Raw genomic sequence first — 21,192 nt, 5'->3', positions numbered from 1 at the left:
CGTCGGCGTCCTCCGCCCGCGGCGTCCCGTGCCCGCCCGCCCCCGCGTCGAGCGAACGGCGCACAGCCCGGAGCCGGGACGGGTTGCGGTCAGGCCCCGCCCCCCGCGTCCGGCGCACCGGCCCCCACCGTGAACCCGATGACCGACCCGCCCCCCTCCCGCCGGCAGGCGAACGGCGCGCCCTCGTGCGCCAGCGCCACCTCGCGCACGATCGACAGTCCCAGCCCGGACCCCGGCAGCGAACGGGCGTCCGGGGCCCGGTAGAAGCGGTCGAAGACGCGGACCACGTCGGTGTCGGCGACACCCGGCCCCCGGTCGTGGACCTCCACCCGGATCGCCCCGGGACGCGCCGGCCCGGACACCACGATCTCGATCGGGGCGGTCCCGGCGGCGTCGAACTTCGCCGCGTTCTCGACGAGGTTGGAGATCGCCCGGGTCAGCATCCCCGCCCGCCCCTGAGTCGTCGTGTCGCCGCTCGCGCGCACCTCGATCCGCCGACCGGTACGCCGGCGCGCCAGGCCCGCGACATCCTCCGCGAGGTCGGCGACGTCGACCCGCTGCGGCGGTTCGGCGTCCGGCTGCCCGGCCGCCAGGTCCACCAGCTCGTTGACCAGGTCGGTGAGTTCCCGTGCCTCCTGCCCCAGGTCGGCGACCAGCTCGTCCCGCGTCCCGGGCGGCAGCTCGTCGATCCGGCGGAGCAGGGAGATGTTCGTCCGCAGGGACGTCAGCGGCGTACGCAGTTCGTGCCCCGCGTCCTGCACCAGGCGCCGCTGGTCCTCCTCCGACTGCGCGAGCCGGCCCAGCATCCGGTCGAAGGCGCGCCCTAGCCGCCCCACCTCGTCGCTGCCGGTCACGGGCACGTCGATGCCGAGCCGCCGCGTACGGGCCACCGCCTCCGCCGCCGCCGTCAGGATCACCAGCCGCCGGGTGATGTGCCGCGCCAGCCACCAGCCGAACAGCCCCGCCCCGATCACCACCGCCGCCATCATCAGCAGCGTCCGCTGCTGCAGCGCCCGCAGCAGGTCCTCGGTGTCGCTGAACTCCTGCGCCACCTGCACCGCGCCCCGGCTGCCGCCCAGCGCGACGGTCGCGACCCGGTAGACGTCGTTGCCGACGTCGACGTCCTGGTGCTGGGCCAGCGCCCCGGCCCGCGCCGCGCCCGCGACCTCCCGGTCGGCGTCGGTCACCGGCAGCCCGGGGCTGCCCGGGTCGACGACGCTCCCGTCGGGGCCCAGCACCTGCACGTCCGTACGGGCGGGGCGCACGAAGTCGTGTCCCGGTGCGGAGGAGAAGTCCTCCGGGAGCATCCGCCGCTCGCTCACCTCGCCCCGCAGATCCCGCACGACCTCGTCGAACACCGACTGCTGGTCGACGCGCACCAGCCGGGCGGCGGCACCGTAGGACAGGATGCCGACGAGCACGGTGACGACGGCGGTCACCAGGGCGAAGGACACGGCGAAGGTCGTCCGCAAGGACACCAGCCGCGGCCGCCACCACCCACCGGCCCCGGCCCCGGACCCGACACCGGACTCGGCCCCGGCCCTGCGCAGGAGACCCACTCAGTCCTCCCGCAGCACGTAACCCACCCCACGGACGGTGTGGATGAGCTGCGGCGCCCCCGGCTCGTCCAGCTTGCGGCGCAGATAGCCGACGTACACGGCGAGGTTCTTCGACCCCGGCCCGAAGTCGTACCCCCAGATCCGGTCGTAGATCGTGGAGTGGTCGAGCACGATCCCCTCGTTGCGCACGAGCAGTTCCAGCAGCTCGAACTCGGTGCGGGTCAGCTCCAGCTCCCGCCCGCCGCGCCAGGCCCGCCGCGCCTGGGGGTCCATCCGCAGCCCGGCCGCCTTGAGCTGCCGCTCGGGCAGCGGCGCCCGCTCCGGTACGTCGACGGCGCCGGCCCCGTTCGTACGCCGCAGCAGGGCACGCAACCGCGCGAAGACCTCCTCGACGTCGAACGGCTTCACGACGTAGTCGTCGGCGCCCGCGTCCAGCCCCGCGATCCGGTCGGCCGTCTCCACGAGCGCCGTCAGCATCAGGATCGGCGTCCGGTCCCCTTCGGCCCGCAGCACCCGGCACACCTGGAGCCCGTCGATCCCCGGCATCATCACGTCCAGCACGAGCACGTCCGGCGGCGTGCGATGGGCCTGCGCCAGCGCCTCGACGCCGTCGGCGACCGCGGTGACCCGGTAGCCCTCCAGGGTCAGGGCCCGTTCCAGGGCGTTGCGGATGGCGCGGTCGTCCTCGGCGAGCAGAACAGTGTGGGGCACCGGTCCAGTGTGGCAAAGGGCACCGGTCGCGCGGCCGGACGGGCGAGCGGCCCCCGATCCTCTTACTGGCCTCTCACCCGCCGGGACGTAGCGCGGCGAGCTGCTGCTCGAACGGGACGACGACGTCCACGCCGGCGGTGGCCGGCCTGCTCACCGACAGCCCCGTCATCAGCCGGGCCAGCTCCCCCGCGGCCCGCTCGATCCGCCCGTCGAGCCCTTCGGCGCCCCAGTCCTCCGAGGCGGCGTACACGCCGGTCGGGACGACGACGGCCTTCAGGTAGGCGAAGAGCGGACGCAGGGCGTGCTCCAGGACCAGCGAGTGGCGGGCCGTGCCCCCGGTCGCCGCGACCAGCACCGGCTTGCCCGCCAGGGTGTCCGGCTCGATCACGTCGAAGAAGGACTTGAACAGCCCGCTGTAGGACGCCGAGAACACCGGCGTGACCACGATCAGTCCGTCCGCCGAGGTCACCGCGTCGATCGCGGCGGACAGGGACCGGCCCGGGAAGCCGTTGGTGAAGTTGTGCGCGATCTCCACGGCGAGGTCGCGCAGCTCGACGACCTCCAGGTCGACCGGCGCCTGCCGCCCCACGGCGGCGGCGAGCCGGTCGCCGAGCAGCCGGGTGGACGACGGCACGCTCAGCCCTGCCGAGACGACGACGAGCTTCATTCGGCACTCACCCTTCCGGAAGCAGCGGTCTCGTTCCGCGAGGCGGCCAGCAGGGACTGGTGGGTCGGCGCCTGAGGCACCGAGGCCGGACGCCCGGCCGCGAACTCCTTGCGCAGCACCGGCACGACCTCCTCGCCCAGCATGTCGAGCTGCTCCAGCACGGTCTTCAGCGGCAGCCCGGCGTGGTCCATCAGGAACAGCTGGCGCTGGTAGTCACCGGCGTACTCGCGGAAGCTCAGCGTCTTCTCGATCACCTGCTGCGGCGAGCCCACGGTCAGCGGGGTCTGGTCCATGAAGTCCTCCAGGGACGGGCCGTGCCCGTACACCGGGGCGACGTCGAAGTACGGCCGGAACTCGCGTATCGCGTCCTGCGAGTTCTTCCGCATGAACACCTGGCCGCCGAGTCCGACGATCGCCTGCTCGGGCGTGCCGTGCCCGTAGTGGGCGTAGCGGTTCCGGTACAGCTCGACCATCCGCTTGGTGTGGTCGGCCGGCCAGAAGATGTTGTTGTGGAAGAAGCCGTCGCCGTAGTACGCGGCCTGCTCGGCGATCTCCGGGGAGCGGATGGAGCCGTGCCAGACGAACGGCGGGACCCCGTCCAGCGGGCGGGGCGTGGACGTGAACCCCTGCAGCGGCGTGCGGAACTTGCCCTCCCAGTTCACGACGTCCTCGCGCCACAGCCGGTGCAGCAGCGCGTAGTTCTCGATGGCGAGGTTGATGCCCTGCCGGATGTCCTGCCCGAACCAGGGATAGACCGGGCCCGTGTTGCCGCGCCCCATCATCAGGTCCATCCGGCCGTCGGCCAGGTGCTGGAGCATCGCGAAGTCCTCGGCGATCTTCACCGGGTCGTTGGTGGTGATCAGAGTCGTCGAGGTGGAGAGGATCAGCCTCTCCGTCCGTGCCGCGACGTAGCCGAGCATCGTGGTGGGGGACGACGGCACGAACGGCGGGTTGTGGTGCTCGCCGGTCGCGAAGACGTCCAGGCCGACCTCCTCGGCCTTCAGCGCGATGGCGACCATGGCCTTGATCCGCTCGCGCTCCGTCGGCGTCCGGCCGGTGGTCGGGTCCGGCGTGACGTCGCCGACGCTGAAGATCCCGAACTGCATGGTCGCTCATCCTCCAGGTTGTTTATTGTTCAACTATACCCACAGAACGGCGATCCTCGGCCCTCTATTCCCCACGCACTTTTCCACCCGCACGGCCGGTCCCACCCGGGCAGGGCCGGACCGAGCAACACGACCGACGCCGCCGACCCACACGGCCACCCGCACGCCCTCGCCGCGCCCACCCCGGCCACGGGACCGGCCATCACGCCGACGGCCTGCCCCTGTCCTCCACGAACTGCACCCACCGCCCCACGCCGCACAGTCCATCCGGCACCGCACGCCGAAGTGCCCGGAATCACCCACCGATCCCAAACCGCCCCCCACCTGCCCCGCACCGCACCCGACCCACCCCGAAGCGCACCCACCGACCCGAGACCGCACCCGGCGACCCGAGACCGCACCCGGCGACCCGAATGGCACTCGACGTGCCGGGAACCGCACCCGCCGCCCCGCATCCCACCCGGCCTGCACCGAACACAATCGGCCGCCCTCCCCGCGCCCCCGTCGGCCGCCGTCCCCCGCGCCCCCGTCGGCCGCCGTCCCCCACCCGGCAGTACCACCACGGCGTGCAAAGCTGCCCCCATGCTCGTCATCCGGTCCGCCGCCCTCTTCCTCGTCGCCGCCCTCTTCGAGATCGGCGGCGCCTGGCTGGTCTGGCAGGGCTGGCGGGAACAGCGGGGCTGGCTGTGGATCACCGGCGGTCTCCTCGCCCTCGGCGCCTACGGCTTCGTCGCCACCTTCCAGCCGGACGCCCATTTCGGCCGCGTCCTCGCCGCGTACGGCGGGATCTTCGTCGCCGGTTCGATCGCCTGGGGCATGGTCGCGGACGGCTACCGCCCGGACCGCTGGGACATCACGGGCGCGCTGATCTGCCTCGCCGGAATGGCCGTGATCATGTGGGCCCCGCGAGGGAACTGACCCGGCTCGCGGCCCCTCAGGGGCGCGGGGAACCGCGCGGCCGGCCCTCACCGGCTCGCGGCCGGCCCCCACCGGCCCGCGGCCACCCGATCACGCGCACCCCACGACGCATATCCTTGCCGCACAAGGCCGCACTCCGACATCCCCGCCGAGGAGCACCCCCATGGCCCCGTCCCGCATAGCAGTAGTCACCGGCGCCAGCAGCGGAATCGGCGCCGCGACGGCACGGCGGCTGGCGGACGCGGGCTACCGCGTCGTCCTCACCGCCCGCCGCAAGGACCGCATCGAGGCGCTGGCCGAGGAGATCAACACGGCCGGCGGCCAGGCGACCGCGTACGCCCTGGACGTCACCGACCGCGCGGCAGTGGACGAGTTCGCGACCGCCTTCAAGACGATCGGCGTGCTGGTGAACAACGCGGGCGGGGCGCTGGGCCTGGACCCGGTGGCCACCGGCGACCCGGCGGACTGGCGGCAGATGTACGAGACGAACGTCATCGGCACCCTCAACCTCACCCAGGCCCTGCTCCCCAAGCTGGTCGCGAGCGGCGACGGCACGGTGGTCGTGGTCTCCTCCACCGCGGGACACGGCACCTACGAGGGCGGCGCGGGCTACGTCGCCGCCAAGCACGGCGCCCACGTCCTCGCCGAGACCCTCCGCCTGGAGATCGTCGGCGAGCCGGTCCGGGTCATCGAGGTCGCCCCCGGCCTCGTCAAGACGGAGGAGTTCGCCCTGACCCGCTTCGGCGGCGACGAGGAGCGGGCGGCCAAGGTCTACGAGGGCGTCCCCGACCCCCTGACCGCCGACGACGTGGCCGACACCATCAGCTGGGCGGTCACCCGCCCCAGCCACGTCAACATCGACCTCCTGGTGGTCCGCCCCCGAGCCCAGGCCTCCAACACCAAGCTGCACCGGGAGCGCTGAACCCGCATCAGCCCTTCACGCAGACGACCTGCTTCAGCCGGGCGACGACCTCCACCAGGTCCCGCTGCTGATCCATCACCTGCTCGATCGGCTTGTACGCCCCCGGGATCTCGTCCACCACACCGGAGTCCTTGCGGCACTCCACGCCCCGCGTCTGCTCCTCCAGGTCCTTGGTGGAGAAGCGCCGCTTGGCGGCGCTGCGGCTCATCCGCCGGCCGGCACCGTGCGACGCCGAGTTGAAGGCCTTCTCGTTACCGAGCCCCTTCACGATGTACGAACCGGTGCCCATCGACCCGGGGATGATCCCGTACTCCCCGGAGCCGGCCCGGATCGCGCCCTTGCGGGTCACGAGCAGGTCCGTGCCCGCGTACCGCTCCTGCGCCACGTAGTTGTGGTGGCAGGAGATCTCCTGCTCGAACGTCGGCTTGGCCTTCTTGAACTCCTTGCGGACCACGTCCTTCAGGAGCGCCATCATGATCGTGCGGTTGTACTTGGCGTACTCCTGCGCCCAGAACAGGTCGTTGCGATATGCCGCCATCTGCGGGGTGTCCGCGATGAAGACGGCGAGGTCGCGGTCGACCAGCCCCTGGTTGTGCGGGAGTTTCTGGGCGACGCCGATGTGGTGCTCGGCGAGTTCCTTGCCGATGTTGCGGGACCCGGAGTGCAGCATCAGCCACACCGAACCGGACGTATCAATACATACTTCGATAAAATGATTTCCGCTGCCCAGCGTGCCCATCTGCTTGGCCGCCCGCTCCTGACGGAACCTCACCGCCTCGGCCACCCCGCCGAACCGCCCCCAGAAGTCGTCCCACCCCCCGGTCGCGAACCCGTGCAGCCGCCCCGGGTCGACGGGGCTGTCGTGCATCCCCCGCCCCACCGGAATCGCCGCCTCGATCTTCGAGCGCAGCCGGGACAGATCCCCGGGCAGGTCGTTCGCCGTCAGGGAGGTCTTCACCGCGGACATCCCGCAGCCGATGTCGACACCGACCGCCGCCGGGCAGACGGCGCCCTGCATGGCGATCACCGAGCCGACCGTCGCCCCCTTCCCGTAATGCACGTCCGGCATCACGGCCAGCCCTTTGATCCACGGCAGTGTCGCGACGTTCCGCAGCTGCTGGAGCGCCCCGTCCTCGACCGTCGCGGGGTCGGTCCACAGACGGATCGGCACCTTCGCGCCCGGCATTTCGACATACGACATAACGTCCTCATTCCCCCGGAAGAATTTCAAAGGCCTCGATACGCAAAAGCAGCGCCAAGGTCGACGTAAAGGACAACGGACCGGCGTTCACAGCAGTGCGTGCGATACACATTGTCTGCAGGGGGAGCCCCGGAACGGCAAGCGATTAACCAGCGGAAGGAGCCTGACCGTGCAGCGGAAGGCGTACGTAACCGGCGTCGCCGCGCTCCTCGCGGCACTGCTGGCCGGCTGCACCGGCGGCTCGGACGACGGCGGCTCCACCGACGACGCCAATCAGGGCGGCTCCGGTACGGCGACGGCGGCGGCCGAGCCCGGCCGCTACCGGACCCTCCCCGAGCCCTGCGGCGCGGTCCCCCAGGACCACCTCGCCTCCCTCCTCCCCGGGCTGCGCGAGATCGCCGACGAGGAGCAGCTCGAGCAGGCCTACGAGGGCGCGCCCACGCTCACCTACGACAACGACCGCAAGGTGGGCTGCCGTTGGAAGGTCGAGTCCGCCTCCGCGACGGACCACCTGTTCGTCGACTTCGAGCGAGTGGTGTCGTACGACAACACCGTCAGCGACGACGACCAGGCGCAGGAGCTGTTCGCCGCCCGGCAGACGGCGGCCGACCTGCCGGAGCCGACGACGCAGACGCAGACGCAGACGGCGTCCCCCACGGAAACGGGCTCCGCGTCCGGCGCGGCCTCCCCGGCCGGGGCCGCGTCCGCGGCCGCCACGGACTCCCCGAGCCCCATCGGCACCCCTTCGGGCACCGGCACCTCCGACGGCACATCGAGCCCCGGCGCCGACGCCACGCCCACCGCCCTCCAGCCCCGCGTCCTCGAGGACCTCGCCGACGAGGCCTTCCTCGACGACGAGCTGAGCAGCTCCGGTTCGACGGCCAGGCAGCGCACGGTGACTGTGGCGTTCCGCACGTCCAACGTCATCGTGACCATCCAGTACGAGGAGCAGTCGGCGACGGTCGGAGTGGTGCCGGACAGCGAGGAAATGCAGGACAGGGCCCGGAAACTGGCCGCGCAGCTGGCCGACTCCCTCGCCGAGTAGCGCCTCTTCGCGCCCCGGCGCGAAGAGGCGGAACCGAGCGCGCGCCATTGCCTCACCGCGTACGGTGGCCCCTCGGACCGGTAATACGAGTGTCATGAGTGAAGGAACCATGCAGCGACGAGCACAGCGAGCCGATCAGAGTGTCCAGCGAGCCAGCCGCCTCCACCGCGTCCTGGCAGGCGCGGCGGCCGTCCCCCTGATGCTGATCGCCGCCGGCTGCTCCTCGGACTCCGGTTCGGACTCCGCCGCCAAGGAGGGGTCCGAGAGCCCGGCGGGCGCGTCCGCGAGCCCCTCGCCCACCGTCGAGGCGGCGGCGTACGCGAAGCTGCCCGAGCCGTGCGCGGTGCTGTCGAAGAAGACGCTGGAGGAACTGGTCCCGGAGGCGGGCAAGTCGGGCAAGGAAGGCAACTCGGACGATATTTCGGCCCGGGCGAGCTGCTCCTGGGACAGCCTCGACAACAACGGCGTCAAGGGCTCCCAGTTCCGCTGGCTGAACGTTTCCCTGCTGCGCTTCGAGTCCGACGTCACGCGTGGTGCGGGCGACCAGCGGGCCCAGGAGTACTACGAGAAGCAGGTCACCGACGTCAAGGCGGTCGAGGGCGCCAAGAACACCAAGGCCGAGCCGCTGACCGGCACCGGGGACCAGGCGACGGCCGTGCGCTACGACCTGAAGAAGAAGGAAGGCGCCTTCAAGCAGCAGACGGTCGTGGTGCGCGTCGAGAACGTCGTCGTCACCCTCGACTACAACGGCGCCGGCCTGGCCGGGGACAGGACGCCCGACGCCGACGACCTGATGAAGGCGGCGAAGAAGGCGGCCAAGGAGGCGGTCGCGGCCGTCACCGAGGCGAACGGGACGGGCGCCTCGGCGGCCCCCGGTGCCAGCAAGTCCCCGTCGAAGTCCGCCACTTCGTCCGCGTCACCGGTGAAGAAGAGCTGACCTCGGGAAGCTCGGCGGATCACCGGCAGCCACCGGAAGAGTCACGGATGGGCTGACGTACACGGTCCGGCCACCCGTTGCCCGTACGCATGTGCCACCCTGTTGGGCGCGCAACAACACGCAGTGGGAGGGAAATACGGGTGGCCGCGCCACTACAGCTGACACGGATGCACCGCGTTCTCATCGGCGTGGTCGTCTTCGGTGCCGTGATCATCGCGGGCATCGGCTTCGCGGGTTCGTACGCAGCCGTACGCGAGCTCGCCCTGAAGAAGGGCTTCGGGGACTTCAGTTACGTCTTCCCCATCGGCATCGACGCGGGCATCTGCGTCCTGCTCGCCCTGGACCTGCTGCTGACCTGGATCCGCATCCCCTTCCCGCTGCTGCGCCAGACGGCCTGGCTGCTGACGGCGGCGACGATCGCCTTCAACGGCGCCGCGGCCTGGCCGGACCCGCTGGGCGTCGGCATGCACGGCGTCATCCCGATCCTGTTCGTCGTCGCGGTCGAGGCGGCCCGGCACGCCATCGGCCGCATCGCGGACATCACGGCCGACAAGCACATGGAGGGCGTCCGCCTCACCCGCTGGCTGCTCTCCCCCGTCCCCACGTTCCTACTGTGGCGCCGGATGAAGCTGTGGGAGCTGCGTTCCTACGACCAGGTCATCAAGCTGGAGCAGGAGCGTCTCGTCTACCAGGCCCGCCTCCGCTCGCGCTACGGCCGGGCCTGGCGCCGCAAGGCCCCGGTGGAGGCCCTGATGCCCCTGCGTCTGGCCAAGTACGGTGTCCCCCTCGCGGACACGGCCCCGGCGGGCCTGGCGGCGGCGGGCATCGAACCGGCCCTGATACCGCCGGCTCCGCAGCCCGCCCTGGAGCCGGCCGACGTGGCGATCGCCGCCGCCGAGGACGACGTCGTGGCCGCGCCCCACGGCGGACAGCGTCCCCAGGTGGCCGACGCCCCCGACGCCCCGTATCCGAACGAGCGGGCCGAGCCCCAGAACCCCTGGCTGCACGCCCGGGATCCGCAGTCCATCGAGTACCACGGCGGCTACGACCCCACGTACGACCCGGAGGCGGCGTACGCCCAGTGGTACGCGGAGCAGCAGCAGGCCGAGCAGTACCACCAGCAGTACGAGGAGCCCCCGCCGCTCGCGGAACCTTCCCCGGAGGACACCGGCACGTTCCCCATCCCGGTGGGCCCGGGGCGCACCCGGGAGCTCGGGGAGGGCGGCGGCACTCCGGAGCCGACGGAGGAGGACTACTACCTGGTCTTCAAGAAGTCGATCGACGGCAGCTACCCCACCTCCGGCCAGTTCAGGGACGACGTGGAGGCGACCTACGGCACGACGCTCCCGCCGCGCGAGGCCGAGCGCATGGTCAACCGCTTCACCAACCGCCACACGGCCGAGTTGCAGGAAGACCACATCGCCTGAAGCGTGACCGCACGACACCGCACGACCCCATGACCGCACGACCGCACGACCGCACGACGAAGGGGCCCTCGGACGAGGGCCCCTTCGTCGTGACGGCTTACTCGCCGAGCAGGCGCCGCACCCGGTCCTGCCCCACCGCCAGCAGCAGCGTGGGCAGCCGCGGCCCGGTGTCCCGGCCCACCAGCAGGTGGTACAGCAGCGCGAAGAACGCCCGCTGGCTGGTCTTGATCTCCGGCGGCAGCTCCTTGGGCGTGGCGTCGGCGGAGAAGCCGGCCTGGACCTTGGGCACGCCGTACACGAGGTGGGTCAGGCCGTCCAGCGACCAGTGGTCCGCCAGCCCGTCGAGCAGCAGCCGGACCGACTGCCGGGACGCCTCGTCGAGCGACTTCAGCAGCTCGGCGTCGGGCTCCTCGCGCACGATGGTGCGCTGGTCGGCGGCCACGTGCGTGTTGATCCACGCCTCGGCCCTGTCGTACCGCGGCCGCACCTCGTCGAGGGAGGCGAGCGGCTTGTCCGGGTCCAGCTCGCTCAGGATGCGCAGCGCCTGGTCCTCGTGTCCCGCGGTGATGTCGGCGACGGACGCGAGGGTGCGGTACGGCATCGGCCGCGGCGTCGCCGGCAGCTCACCGGCGGCGGTGCGCACCGCGCGCGAGTGCGCGGCCACGTCGCCCGGCAGCGCGGAGCCGTCGGCCACCTTGGCGTCGAGCTTGTCCCACTCGTCGTACAGCCGCTGGATCTCCTGGTCGAAGGCGATCTTGAACGACTGGTTCGGCCTGCGGCGGGCGTACAGCCAGCGCAGAAGCTGCGGCTCCATGATCTTCAGCGCGTCGGCCGGGGTGGGCACCCCGCCCCGCGAGGAGGACATCTTCGCCATCCCGGAGATGCCGACGAACGCGTACATGGGCCCGATCGGCTGCTTGCCGCCGAAGATCCCGACGATCTGGCCGCCGACCTGGAAGCTCGAACCCGGCGAGGAGTGGTCGACACCGCTCGGCTCGAAGATCACGCCCTCGTACGCCCACCGCATCGGCCAGTCGACCTTCCAGACCAGCTTGCCGCGGTTGAACTCGTTCAGCCGGACGGTCTCGGAGAAGCCGCAGGCCGTGCAGGCGTACGTCAGCTCGGTGGTGTCGTCGTCGTAGGAGGTGACGGTGGTGAGGTCCTTCTCGCAGTTGCCGCAGTACGGCTTGTACGGGAAGTACCCGGCGGAGCCGGAGCTGCCGTCGTCCTCGCTCGCCGCCCCGGAACCCTCCTCGGCCTCGATCTCGGCCTCGTCGACGGGCCTCTGCTGCGGCTTCTTCCCGGCCTTCGGCTTGGTCCGGTACTGCGCGAGCACGGCGTCGATCTCGCCCCGGTGCCGCATGGCGTGCAGGATCTGCTCGCGGTACACCCCGGAGGTGTACTGCGCGGTCTGGCTGATCCCGTCGAACTCCACGCCCAGCTCGCCCAGCGACTCGATCATGGCCGCCTTGAAATGCTCGGCCCAGTTCGGGTACGGCGACCCGGCGGGCGCCGGCACGGAGGTCAGCGGCTTGCCGATGTGCTCGCTCCAGGACTCGTCGACCCCGGCGATCCCGGCGGGCACCTTGCGGTACCGGTCGTAGTCGTCCCACGAGATCAGGTGCCGGACCTCGTACCCCCGGCGCCGGATCTCGTCGGCGACCAGGTGCGGGGTCATGACCTCGCGGAGGTTGCCCAGGTGGATGGGGCCGGAGGGGGAGAGCCCGGACGCGACGACGACGGGTTTGCCCGGGGCCCGACGCTCCGACTCCTCGATGACCTCATCCGCGAAACGGGAGACCCAGTCGGTGGTCTCGGTGCTCTGAGCCACGATCGGCACGTCCTTCTTTCTGCGTCGGGCAGCCGGTACGGTCAACGGCTGACGGCTTCATTGTCCCAGCAACGACGGCAACGACGAAAACGCCTTTTCAGAGGAGTGCCCCTGCGTGCGGCGCAGCCGCCCTTCAGGAGCGCGGGGAACTGCGCGACAAGCCACGCACAGCCCGCACCCCCCGACGCGCCGCACCCCCGAGCTCTCCGCAAAAACCGCTTTACCCCCCATGGGATACTGGCCCTGTCTATCGATCCCCACGAGGAGAACGGCACCCACTCCATGGCCTCGGTCCAGTCCCTCACCGCTTCCGTCAACCAGCGCCTCGCCGACGCCCTCGCTTCCGCCCTCCCGGAAGCCGACGGAGTCGACCCGCTGCTGCGACGTAGCGACCGGGCCGACTTCCAGGCCAACGGCATCCTCGCGCTGGCCAAGAAGGCGAAGGCGAACCCCCGCGAGCTCGCCACCCAGGTGGTCGCACGGATCACCGCCGGCGACGTGATCAAGGACGTCGAGGTCTCCGGCCCCGGCTTCCTCAACATCACCCTCACCGACAAGGCGATCACCGAGAACCTGGCCGCGCGGTACGCGGACCCGCAGCGCCTCGGCGTCCCCTACGCGGACGCACCCGGCACCACGGTCATCGACTACGCCCAGCCGAACGTGGCCAAGGAGATGCACGTCGGCCACCTCCGCTCCGCGGTGATCGGCGACTCGGTCGTCCAGCTGCTGGAGTTCACCGGCGAGAACGTGGTCCGGCGCCACCACATCGGCGACTGGGGCACCCAGTTCGGCATGCTCATCCAGTACCTCGACGAGCACCCGCACGAGCTGGACCACAAGGCCGGCACCGAGGACACCGCGGTCTCCGGCGAGGAGGCGATGTCGAACCTCGACCGCCTCTACAAGGCCGCCCGCAGGCTGTTCGACTCCGACGAGGAGTTCAAGACGAGGGCGCGCCGCCGCGTCGTCGACCTCCAGGCCGGCGACCCGCACACGCTCGCCATGTGGCAGAAGTTCGTCGACGAGTCGAAGATCTACTTCTTCTCCGTCTTCGAGAAGCTGGACATGGAGGTCCGCGACCCCGACATCGTCGGCGAGTCCGGCTACAACGACATGCTCGCCGAGACCTGCCGCCTCCTGGAGGAGTCGGGGGTGGCCGTCCGCTCCGAGGGAGCCCTCTGCGTCTTCTTCGACGACATCAAGGGCCCGGACGGCAACCCGGTCCCGCTGATCGTGCAGAAGTCGGACGGCGGCTACGGCTACGCGGCCACCGACCTGTCCGCGATCCGCGACCGCGTCTTCAACCTGAAGGCGAACAGCCTGATCTACGTCGTGGACGCCCGCCAGTCGCTCCACTTCAAGATGGTCTTCGAGACGGCGCGCAAGGCGGGCTGGCTCAACGGCGACGTGAAGGCGTACCAGCTGGCCTTCGGCACGGTCCTCGGCAAGGACGGCAAGCCGTTCAAGACCCGTGAGGGCGAGACGGTCCGCCTGGTCGACCTGCTGGACGAGGCGATCGACCGCGCCTCCGCGGTCGTACGGGAGAAGGCGCTGGACCTCTCCGAGGAGGAGATCGCCGAGCGCGGCGCCCAGGTGGGCATCGGCGCGGTGAAGTACGCGGACCTGTCCACCTCGGCGAACCGGGACTACAAGTTCGACCTGGACCAGATGGTCTCGCTGAACGGCGACACGTCCGTCTACCTCCAGTACGCGTACGCCCGTATCCAGTCCATCCTCCGCAAGGCCGACGGGACCCGCCCGCAGGCCCACCCGGAGCTCGACCTGCACGAGGCGGAGCGCGCGCTGGGCCTGCACGTGGACGCGTTCGCGGAAACGGTGGCCGAGGCGGCCACGGAGTACGCCCCGCACAAGCTGGCGGCGTACCTGTACCAGCTGGCGTCGCTGTACACGTCGTTCTACGACAAGTGCCCGGTCCTGAAGGCGGAGACCGGGGAGCAGATCGAGAACCGCCTGTTCCTCTGCGACATCACGGCCCGCACCCTGCACCAGGGCATGGCCCTGCTGGGCATCAGGACGCCCGAGCGTCTCTGACCGAGCGGACCTCGAACTGGCACCACACCGCCTTGCCCGGGGTCCGTTCGTCCACCCCCCACTTGTCACTCAACGCCGCGACCAGCAACAGCCCCCGCCCGCCTTCGTCGGGCTCGTCGGCGACACGCGGCACCCCGGTGCCGCTGTCGTGCACTTCGACGCGCACGACGTCGCCGTCGTACCGCACGCGCAGCAGGAAGCCGCGGCCGGGCGGGACGCCGTGCAGCAGGGCGTTGGTCGCCAACTCGCTGACGCACAACGCGACGTCCTCGGCCCGCTCCCACTGAGCGAGCCCGAAGTACGTGAGGGAGAACCGGGCGAAACGTCGGGCGGCGGGCACGGAGCGGCGGTGGCGGGCGTAGAGCTGGTCACGCTGGTAGGGGAGTTCAACTTCGGCGTTCACGGGACGAATGTCGCGCAGGGTCACTACGGTTGAGCAGTGCGTGAGCCCGTACAGATTTTTTGTACGGGTTCGTACGGGGTCGAGCAGGGGCACGCGCGGGGAGTTGCAGCGACATGAACGCCAAAAAGCCGCCGCGGAAGAGGAACCTGACGGCCATGAAGATGCTCGGCGTGCAGCTCAGCACCGGCCGCCGCGCGGGTGGTCACACCCAACGCTCACTCGCCGAGCACCTCAACGTCGACGAGGAGACCATCGCCTCGATCGAGCAGGGCAGGCGCCCACTCAAGCCGGACCTCGCGGCACGCCTCGACCATGCGCTCGGTCTCAAGGGCCTGTTGGAGGCGGGCGTCGACAACCTGCCGGAGATCGACCAGTTCCCGATGTGGGCGGAGCTCTACATGCAGCACGAGCAGGAGGCCATCGCCCTGTCCCTGTACGCCAACCAGGTCCTTCCCGGCCTGCTGCAGACGGAGGCGTACGCCCGCGCCGTACTCCGCGAACGCGTCCCCGCGTACGCCGAGGACGAGATCGAGACCAAGACGGCTGCGCGGATCGGCCGCCAGGACATCCTGCGCCGCGAGGTCCCGCCGACCATCAGCTTCGTCATCTGGGAGCCGGTGCTCAGCCTGGCCGTCGGGGGACCTGAGGTCCGCGCCGAGCAGCTTCGCCACCTGCGGGCGTGTGCCGAACTCCCGGGCATCGCCGTGCAGTTCCTGCCGCTGTCCAGTCCGTCTCATGCAGGGCTCAACGGCCCGTTCGTACTGTTGGAAACCCCGGACCACCAGCACCTCGCCTACATCGAAGGGCAGCGTGGCAGCCAGTGGGTATCTGACCCGGACGAGGTGTCCATCCTGTCGCGCAAGTATGCGATGCTGCGGACACAGGCCCTGGCCACACAAGAGTCCAAGGACCTGCTGGATCGCCTGCTAGGAGAGCTATGAGCGCCGACGCACTTCAGTGGTTCAAGTCGACCTACAGCGGCGACGAAGGCGGCGAATGCGTGGAAGTCGCGGCCTGCTCCCACTTCATCCTCATCCGCGACTCCAAGAACCCGGCCGACGACGGCCCCATCCTCCGGATCGAGCCCGCCACCTGGACGGCCTTCACGAAGTTCGCCGCCCGCTGAACCATGGCCACCCTCCCCAACCCCCTCCCGAAGCTCGCCGCCGACCCCACCGGCCGCACCCTCGGTCTCGAACTGCCGCCCGGCAAAGTGATCGACGCCCTCCTCTGGCACGCGGACACCGCCGCGACCCCCGGTGACTGGACGGCGCTCAAGGGGGCCCGCACCGTAGGCCTGCTCCCGCTGCTCGTGGACGTCGGCGGCGGCCAAGGCGGTCCCGAGGCCTGGGAGTTGATGCCCGACGAGACCTCGTACCCCGGCGATCACGACGCCGAAGAGGTTCTGGCCGAGTACTGGGAGGACACCGAGGACGACGACTGGCCGGGCCTGGCGCCGGAGCCCCCAGCCTCCCCCGGAACCCCCGACCCCGACGCCCTGGCCACGGAGACGGCCGACCGCCTCCTCACGGACGGCACCTGGCTCAAGGACCCCCGCGTCGCCCTCGTCCCCGCCCGCCGCAGCGCGGACATCCCGGCGGCGATCGGCTGGTCGGGCCCCGTGAACCACGAGAACGACGTGGCCCGCCTCTGCGCCGTGCTCCGCTCCTGGGAGGACCGCTTCGGCATCCGCGTCGTGGCGCTCACCTTCGACCAGCTGATCGTCTCCGTCGCGGCACCCCCCACCACCCCCGAGGCAGCGCGCTCGGTGGCGGCCGAGCATGACGCGTTCTGCCCGGACACCATCGACCAGAGCGGCAGCCCGTCCCTCGATGCTTACGCCGAGCAACTCGTCGACCGGGAAATGTGGTCCTTCTGGTGGGACTGAGCCGGAGTGAGGACGACACATGAGCGACAAGGCACGGAAGCTGTTCGAGGCGCTTGATCTGGACAAGGACGGGACGCTGACCCGCGAAGAGGTGATCACCGCCCTGCGGACGAAGGGCCCGGACCTGGCCGCCTCGGGTGACCTTCCGTTCTGGGCTCTGGGAGACGCCGACGCCTCCTCCGCCCTGTTCGACGCGGCCGACCAGAACGGGGACGCGGTGCTGACCCTGGAGGAGTTCTCGGCGCTGGTGGACCGCCGTTTCGGCTGGCGCTGACATCTCGCCCACCCGGTGGGACGCTGGAATCCAGGCGCTGGAGCACAGGAGCTGGAAAGCAGGCGCTGCACACCAGACGCCGAAAACCTGGTGCCGGAATCCAGCCGCCGGAAACCAGAGGTGTCCGAGGCAGCTCGGGAGGCCCGATGGGACGGGACGTCCCGGCGGTGGTCTTCACCCGCGAGGACCGCCGCCGGTACCGGATCAAGGTGCAGAAGTGCCTCGACGCGTTCGCGCAGATGCTGCGCGAGGCACGGTTCGAGTCCGAGCGGCCGCAGGTGGGGCTGGAGATCGAGCTGAACCTGGTCGACGACGCCGCCGAGCCCGCGATGCGCAACGCGGACGTACTGGAGGCCATCGCGGACCCGGCGTGGTCCACGGAGCTGGGCCGGTTCAACCTGGAGATCAACGTCCCGCCCCGCCGGCTGACCGAGGGCGGCCCCGACGCCTGGGAGTCCGAGATCCGTGCCGCGCTCAACCACGCCGACGAACGCGCCAGGTCGGTCGGCGCCCATCTGATCATGGTCGGCATCCTGCCCACGCTGCGGCAGCAGGACGTGGGCGAGTGGGCCCTGTCCGAGAACCCGCGCTACCGGCTGCTCAACGACCAGGTCTTCGCGGCTCGCGGCGAGGACCTGCACATCGAGGTGGACGGCGTCGACCGGCTGCGGACGTACGCCGACACGATCACCCCGGAAGCCGCGTGCACCAGCACCCAGTTCCACCTCCAGGTCTCCCCGGAGGAGTTCCCCGGCTACTGGAACGCGGCCCAGGCCATCGCCGGCATCCAGGTCGCGCTGGCGGCCAACGCGCCGTTCCTGTTCGGCAAGGAGCTGTGGCACGAGACGCGCATCCCGCTGTTCGAGCAGGCGACCGACACCCGCCCGCAGGAGATCAAGGTGCAGGGGGTGCGGCCCCGGGTGTGGTTCGGGGAGCGGTGGATCAACAGCGTCTTCGACCTCTTCGAGGAGAACCTCCGCTACTTCCCCGCCCTCCTGCCCCTGTGCGACGAGCAGGACCCCGTGGAGACCCTCGAGCGGGGCGACGTCCCGGAACTCGGCGAGCTGACCCTGCACAACGGCACCGTCTACCGCTGGAACCGCCCGGTCTACGCCATCGCCCACGACAAGCCGCACGTCAGGGTGGAGAACCGGGTGCTGCCCGCCGGTCCGACCGTCGCCGACACCCTCGCCAACGGCGCCTTCTACTACGGGCTCACCCGCGCCCTGGTGGAGGAGGAACGGCCGGTGTGGTCCCGGATGTCCTTCGCGGCCGCCGAGGACAACCTGCACACGGCTGCCCGGCACGGTATCGACGCCCGCCTGTACTGGCCCGGCATGGGCGAGGTCCCGGCCCCCGAACTCGTCCTGCGCCGCCTCCTGCCCCTCGCCCACCGGGGGCTGGAGCACTCCGGCATGGACGACGCCTGGCGCGAACCACTGCTCGGCATCATCGAGCAGCGGTGCGTCACCGCCCGCAACGGAGCGGTCTGGCAGAAGGAGATGTTCCACCACACGACCGCCACCACCGCCGCCGGCCGCCACGAGGCCCTGCGCCGTATGACGCAGCTCTACATCGACTACATGCACCTCAACGCCCCGGCCCACACCTGGCCGGTCGACTGAGGCGGTGGGCCGTGCCCGTCTGGCACCTTCGCGACTATCACGACGACGACCTCGACCAGGCGATCCAGGTCTGGGACCAGAGCCGGCAGGCCGGCCAGGACCCGGTCTTCCCGGTGTCCGAGGTGATCGCCGCCGCCAAGGCCGGCCAGCCGGCGGTGGTCGCGGTGGTCGGTGACGAGCTGGTCGGCATGGCCATGGCGCAGGCGTACGGCAAGCGCGGGTGGATCCTCCTGGTGGCCCTCGCCTCCCGGTGGCGCGAGCGCGGCATCGGCAGCGCGCTCCTGACCGAGCTGGAGCGACGCCTGCACGCCCTGGGCGTGCGCCACGTCAGCGCGTTGCTGCCCGCGGGCGCCGCGGGTGCTCAGGCGCTGGAGAACTCCGGCTACCGGTTCCGCGACGACCTGACCTACTACGAGAAGGCCGAGCCACCGGGAGCCGCCAACGCGGACGTCCTCGCCGCGCTGGGCGGGCGCTTTCTGCCGGAGGGCCTGTGGGACGCGATGGCCGGCATGAACCGTGAGAAGCAGGTCGTCGAGCGTCGAGTCGTCCTCCCGCTGAAGGAGCCGGAGCTGGCCGACCGCTACGGCGTCGTCCCGCCCAAGGCGGTCATCCTGTTCGGTCCGCCCGGCACCGGGAAGACCAGCTTCGCCAAAGCGGTGGCCTCCCGTCTGAGCTGGCCGTTCGTGGAGCTGTTCCCGTCCCGGCTGGCGGCCGACACCAGCGAAGGGCTGGCCGCGGCGCTGCGCGAGGCCTTCGCGGAACTGTCCGAGCTCGACTCGGTGCTGCTCTTCATCGACGAGGTGGAGGAGATCGCCGGTGCACGGTCGGGAAAGGCGGTCGACCCGGGGCACGGGGTGACCAACGAGCTGCTCAAACTGATCCCCGTCTTCCGTGAGCAGGACGCGCGTCTGCTGGTGTGCTCCACCAACTCGGTCCGCTCCCTGGACGCGGCGTTCCTGCGGCCAGGCCGGTTCGACTACGTCATCCCCATCGGCCCGCCGGACCCGACGGCCCGCTCGGCGATCTGGACCCGCTACCTCACGGCCACCGCCGACTCGATCGACCTGGCCCGGCTGGTCGCGGCCAGCGAGCTGTTCACCCCGGCCGACATCGAGTTCGCGGCCCGCAAGGGCGCGCAGGCCGCGTTCGAACGTGAGGTCACGCACCGCCAGGGCCGCCCGGCGACCACCGAGGACTACATGACCGCCATCGCCGACACCCGGCCCACGCTGACACCCCGCCTGATCGAGGAGTTCACGCAGGACATCCAGACCTACAGCAGGCTCTGACCCTTCCCCAGCCGCTGGGCGACCTCGGTGGCCCAGTAGGTGAGGATGTTCTGCGCCCCGGCCCGCTTGATGCCGGTCAGGGTCTCCACAATCGCCCGGTCCCGGTCGATCCAGCCCTTCTCGGCGGCGGCCTCGATCATCGAGTACTCGCCGGAGATCTGGTAGGCGGCCACGGGCACGTCCACCGCGTCCGCCACACGCGCCAGGACGTCCAGATAGGGCCCGGCAGGCTTCACCATCACCATGTCGGCCCCTTCCTCCAGATCGAGGGCCAGCTCCCGCATCGACTCCCGCGCGTTGGCGGGATCCTGCTGATACGTCTTCCGGTCGCCCCGCAGCGACGAGCCGACGGCCTCCCGGAAGGGCCCGTAGAACGCCGACGCGTACTTGGCGGTGTAGGCCAGGACGGCCACGTCCTCCCGCCCGATCTGGTCAAGCGCGTCCCGGACGACCCCGACCTGCCCGTCCATCATCCCGCTGGGCCCGACCACATGGGCCCCCGCGTCGGCCTGGACCTGCGCCATCTCGGCGTACCGCTCCAGGGTCGCGTCGTTGTCGACCCGCCCGGACTCGTCGAGCACACCGCAATGCCCGTGATCGGTGGTCTCGTCGAGACACAGATCGGACATGACGAGCAGCTCGTCCCCCACCTCGGCCCGCACATCGCGAAGGGCCACCTGAAGAATGCCGTCCGGATCGGTCCCGGGAGTCCCGACCGCGTCCTTCTTGGACTCCTCGGGCACCCCGAACAGCATGATCCCGGAGATCCCGGCAGCCACGGCCTCCGCAGCGGCCTTCTTCAGACTGTCGCGCGTGTGCTGCACGACCCCCGGCATGGCGGCGATCGGCACCGGCTCGCTCACGCCCTCCCGGACGAACGCGGGAAGGATGAAGTCGGCGGGATGCAGCCGCGTCTCGGCGACCATGCGCCGCATGACGGGGGAGGTCCGCAGCCGCCGCGGCCGCGAACCGGGGAAGGAACCGTACGTCGTCATGCCGTCTACGCTACGCCCGCCGCACGACCACCTTTGCCGACGCGACGTCGGCCCGAAGAGCACCGCGACCCGGTGGAACCCGCACCCGCCCACGGCGGGAAGGGGCCGTGCCGGGGGGTGCCCGCCCGCAGCGGTTGGCGCGTCAACCCGGGCACCTTCGCAGATGACCGATTCCGCGCCGTTCCGAGGACGGACACCCCCCGGCGCGGCCCCGACGACACACGCACCGTAGGCGCCACAGCACCCCCACCGAACGCGAGCAGGCCGCCGCAGGCACAACGCCACACGCCCACCACGACGCACACCCCCACGACGGCGCACGCCCACCACGACGCACAC

The 21,192-nt window shown here is 71.0% G+C and carries 20 protein-coding genes; 12 read left to right on the top strand and 8 right to left on the bottom strand.

All coding sequences use genetic code 11. The features are described 5' to 3' along the window. Window positions 1-89 precede the first annotated feature (89 nt). The 4 genes from IPT68_RS20765 to IPT68_RS20750 form a co-directional block, all read right to left on the bottom strand. Window positions 90-1,550 carry a sensor histidine kinase gene (locus IPT68_RS20765; RefSeq protein ID WP_189701389.1) on the bottom strand — a complete coding sequence of 487 codons (1,461 nt, stop codon included), beginning with the start codon at window positions 1,548-1,550 and terminating at the stop codon, window positions 90-92. Window positions 1,551-1,559: 9 nt separating this feature from the next. Continuing rightward, a complete protein-coding gene (locus IPT68_RS20760) occupies window positions 1,560-2,270 on the bottom strand; it encodes a response regulator transcription factor (RefSeq protein ID WP_189701315.1) in 711 nt (236 codons plus the stop codon). 73 nt (window positions 2,271-2,343) lie between these two features. Further along, complete coding sequence (locus tag IPT68_RS20755; protein WP_189701314.1) at window positions 2,344-2,937, bottom strand: FMN reductase; 594 nt, start codon at window positions 2,935-2,937, stop codon at window positions 2,344-2,346. Continuing rightward, a complete protein-coding gene (locus IPT68_RS20750) occupies window positions 2,934-4,043 on the bottom strand; it encodes an LLM class flavin-dependent oxidoreductase (RefSeq protein WP_189701313.1) in 1,110 nt (369 codons plus the stop codon). The genes IPT68_RS20755 and IPT68_RS20750 overlap by 4 nt, the downstream gene beginning before the upstream one ends. 582 nt (window positions 4,044-4,625) lie before the next feature. Here IPT68_RS20750 and IPT68_RS20745 point away from each other — a divergent pair. Continuing rightward, window positions 4,626-4,961: a YnfA family protein gene (locus IPT68_RS20745; RefSeq protein WP_189701312.1), complete on the top strand. Its 336-nt coding sequence runs from the start codon at window positions 4,626-4,628 to the stop codon at window positions 4,959-4,961. Between the two features lie 163 nt (window positions 4,962-5,124). Continuing rightward, a complete protein-coding gene (locus tag IPT68_RS20740) occupies window positions 5,125-5,883 on the top strand; it encodes an SDR family NAD(P)-dependent oxidoreductase (RefSeq protein WP_189701311.1) in 759 nt (252 codons plus the stop codon). 7 nt (window positions 5,884-5,890) lie between these two features. Here IPT68_RS20740 and IPT68_RS20735 read toward each other — a convergent pair whose 3' ends face one another. After that, complete coding sequence (locus IPT68_RS20735) at window positions 5,891-7,084, bottom strand: RtcB family protein (protein ID WP_189701310.1); 1,194 nt, start codon at window positions 7,082-7,084, stop codon at window positions 5,891-5,893. Window positions 7,085-7,253: 169 nt separating this feature from the next. Between IPT68_RS20735 and IPT68_RS20730 the strand changes: the two genes are divergently transcribed. From IPT68_RS20730 to IPT68_RS20720, 3 genes are all read left to right on the top strand, one after another. Continuing rightward, window positions 7,254-8,129, top strand: coding sequence for a DUF3558 domain-containing protein (locus tag IPT68_RS20730; RefSeq protein WP_189701309.1), 876 nt, complete (start codon window positions 7,254-7,256; stop codon window positions 8,127-8,129). Between the two features lie 109 nt (window positions 8,130-8,238). Continuing rightward, window positions 8,239-9,066 (top strand): DUF3558 family protein, encoded by an 828-nt coding sequence (locus tag IPT68_RS20725; protein ID WP_228039789.1) that lies wholly within the window; start codon window positions 8,239-8,241, stop codon window positions 9,064-9,066. 140 nt (window positions 9,067-9,206) lie between these two features. Continuing rightward, window positions 9,207-10,493, top strand: coding sequence for a DUF2637 domain-containing protein (locus tag IPT68_RS20720; RefSeq protein ID WP_189701307.1), 1,287 nt, complete (start codon window positions 9,207-9,209; stop codon window positions 10,491-10,493). A 97-nt stretch (window positions 10,494-10,590) separates the two neighbouring features. On the opposite strand, the gene lysS is transcribed toward IPT68_RS20720, so the two are convergent. Next, window positions 10,591-12,333 carry a lysine--tRNA ligase gene (lysS, locus tag IPT68_RS20715; protein WP_189701306.1) on the bottom strand — a complete coding sequence of 581 codons (1,743 nt, stop codon included), beginning with the start codon at window positions 12,331-12,333 and terminating at the stop codon, window positions 10,591-10,593. A gap of 273 nt (window positions 12,334-12,606) precedes the next feature. Between lysS and argS the strand changes: the two genes are divergently transcribed. Next, complete coding sequence (gene argS / locus IPT68_RS20710) at window positions 12,607-14,379, top strand: arginine--tRNA ligase (protein ID WP_189701305.1); 1,773 nt, start codon at window positions 12,607-12,609, stop codon at window positions 14,377-14,379. Here the strand turns inward: argS and IPT68_RS20705 are convergent. Continuing rightward, the gene (locus IPT68_RS20705; protein ID WP_228039788.1) at window positions 14,357-14,782 is read right to left on the bottom strand and encodes an ATP-binding protein; all 426 of its coding nucleotides are present in this window, start codon (window positions 14,780-14,782) and stop codon (window positions 14,357-14,359) included. The genes argS and IPT68_RS20705 overlap by 23 nt on opposite strands. A gap of 113 nt (window positions 14,783-14,895) precedes the next feature. On the opposite strand from IPT68_RS20705, the gene IPT68_RS20700 reads away from it, so the two are divergent. From IPT68_RS20700 to IPT68_RS20675, 6 genes are all read left to right on the top strand, one after another. Beyond that, window positions 14,896-15,723 (top strand): helix-turn-helix domain-containing protein, encoded by an 828-nt coding sequence (locus IPT68_RS20700; RefSeq protein ID WP_189701303.1) that lies wholly within the window; start codon window positions 14,896-14,898, stop codon window positions 15,721-15,723. Next, entirely contained in the window at window positions 15,720-15,908 is a 189-nt protein-coding gene (locus IPT68_RS20695) for a DUF397 domain-containing protein (protein ID WP_189701302.1), read from the top strand. Before IPT68_RS20700 ends, IPT68_RS20695 begins: the two co-directional genes overlap by 4 nt. Before the next feature lie 3 nt (window positions 15,909-15,911). Next, window positions 15,912-16,670 (top strand): DUF4253 domain-containing protein, encoded by a 759-nt coding sequence (locus tag IPT68_RS20690; RefSeq protein ID WP_189701301.1) that lies wholly within the window; start codon window positions 15,912-15,914, stop codon window positions 16,668-16,670. 19 nt (window positions 16,671-16,689) lie between these two features. Beyond that, window positions 16,690-16,944 (top strand): EF-hand domain-containing protein, encoded by a 255-nt coding sequence (locus tag IPT68_RS20685; protein ID WP_189701300.1) that lies wholly within the window; start codon window positions 16,690-16,692, stop codon window positions 16,942-16,944. Between the two features lie 146 nt (window positions 16,945-17,090). Then, window positions 17,091-18,569 carry a glutamate--cysteine ligase family protein gene (locus tag IPT68_RS20680; protein WP_189701299.1) on the top strand — a complete coding sequence of 493 codons (1,479 nt, stop codon included), beginning with the start codon at window positions 17,091-17,093 and terminating at the stop codon, window positions 18,567-18,569. 11 nt (window positions 18,570-18,580) lie between these two features. Next, window positions 18,581-19,858 carry an ATP-binding protein gene (locus IPT68_RS20675; protein WP_189701298.1) on the top strand — a complete coding sequence of 426 codons (1,278 nt, stop codon included), beginning with the start codon at window positions 18,581-18,583 and terminating at the stop codon, window positions 19,856-19,858. Here the strand turns inward: IPT68_RS20675 and hemB are convergent. Further along, complete coding sequence (gene hemB, locus IPT68_RS20670; RefSeq protein ID WP_189701297.1) at window positions 19,843-20,853, bottom strand: porphobilinogen synthase; 1,011 nt, start codon at window positions 20,851-20,853, stop codon at window positions 19,843-19,845. The two genes, IPT68_RS20675 and hemB, sit on opposite strands and share 16 nt — an antisense overlap. Window positions 20,854-21,192 lie beyond the last annotated feature (339 nt).

This window comes from Streptomyces chromofuscus (assembly GCF_015160875.1).
Lineage (GTDB): Bacteria > Actinomycetota > Actinomycetes > Streptomycetales > Streptomycetaceae > Streptomyces > Streptomyces chromofuscus.
This window is presented reverse-complemented; position numbering and strand designations above follow the sequence as displayed.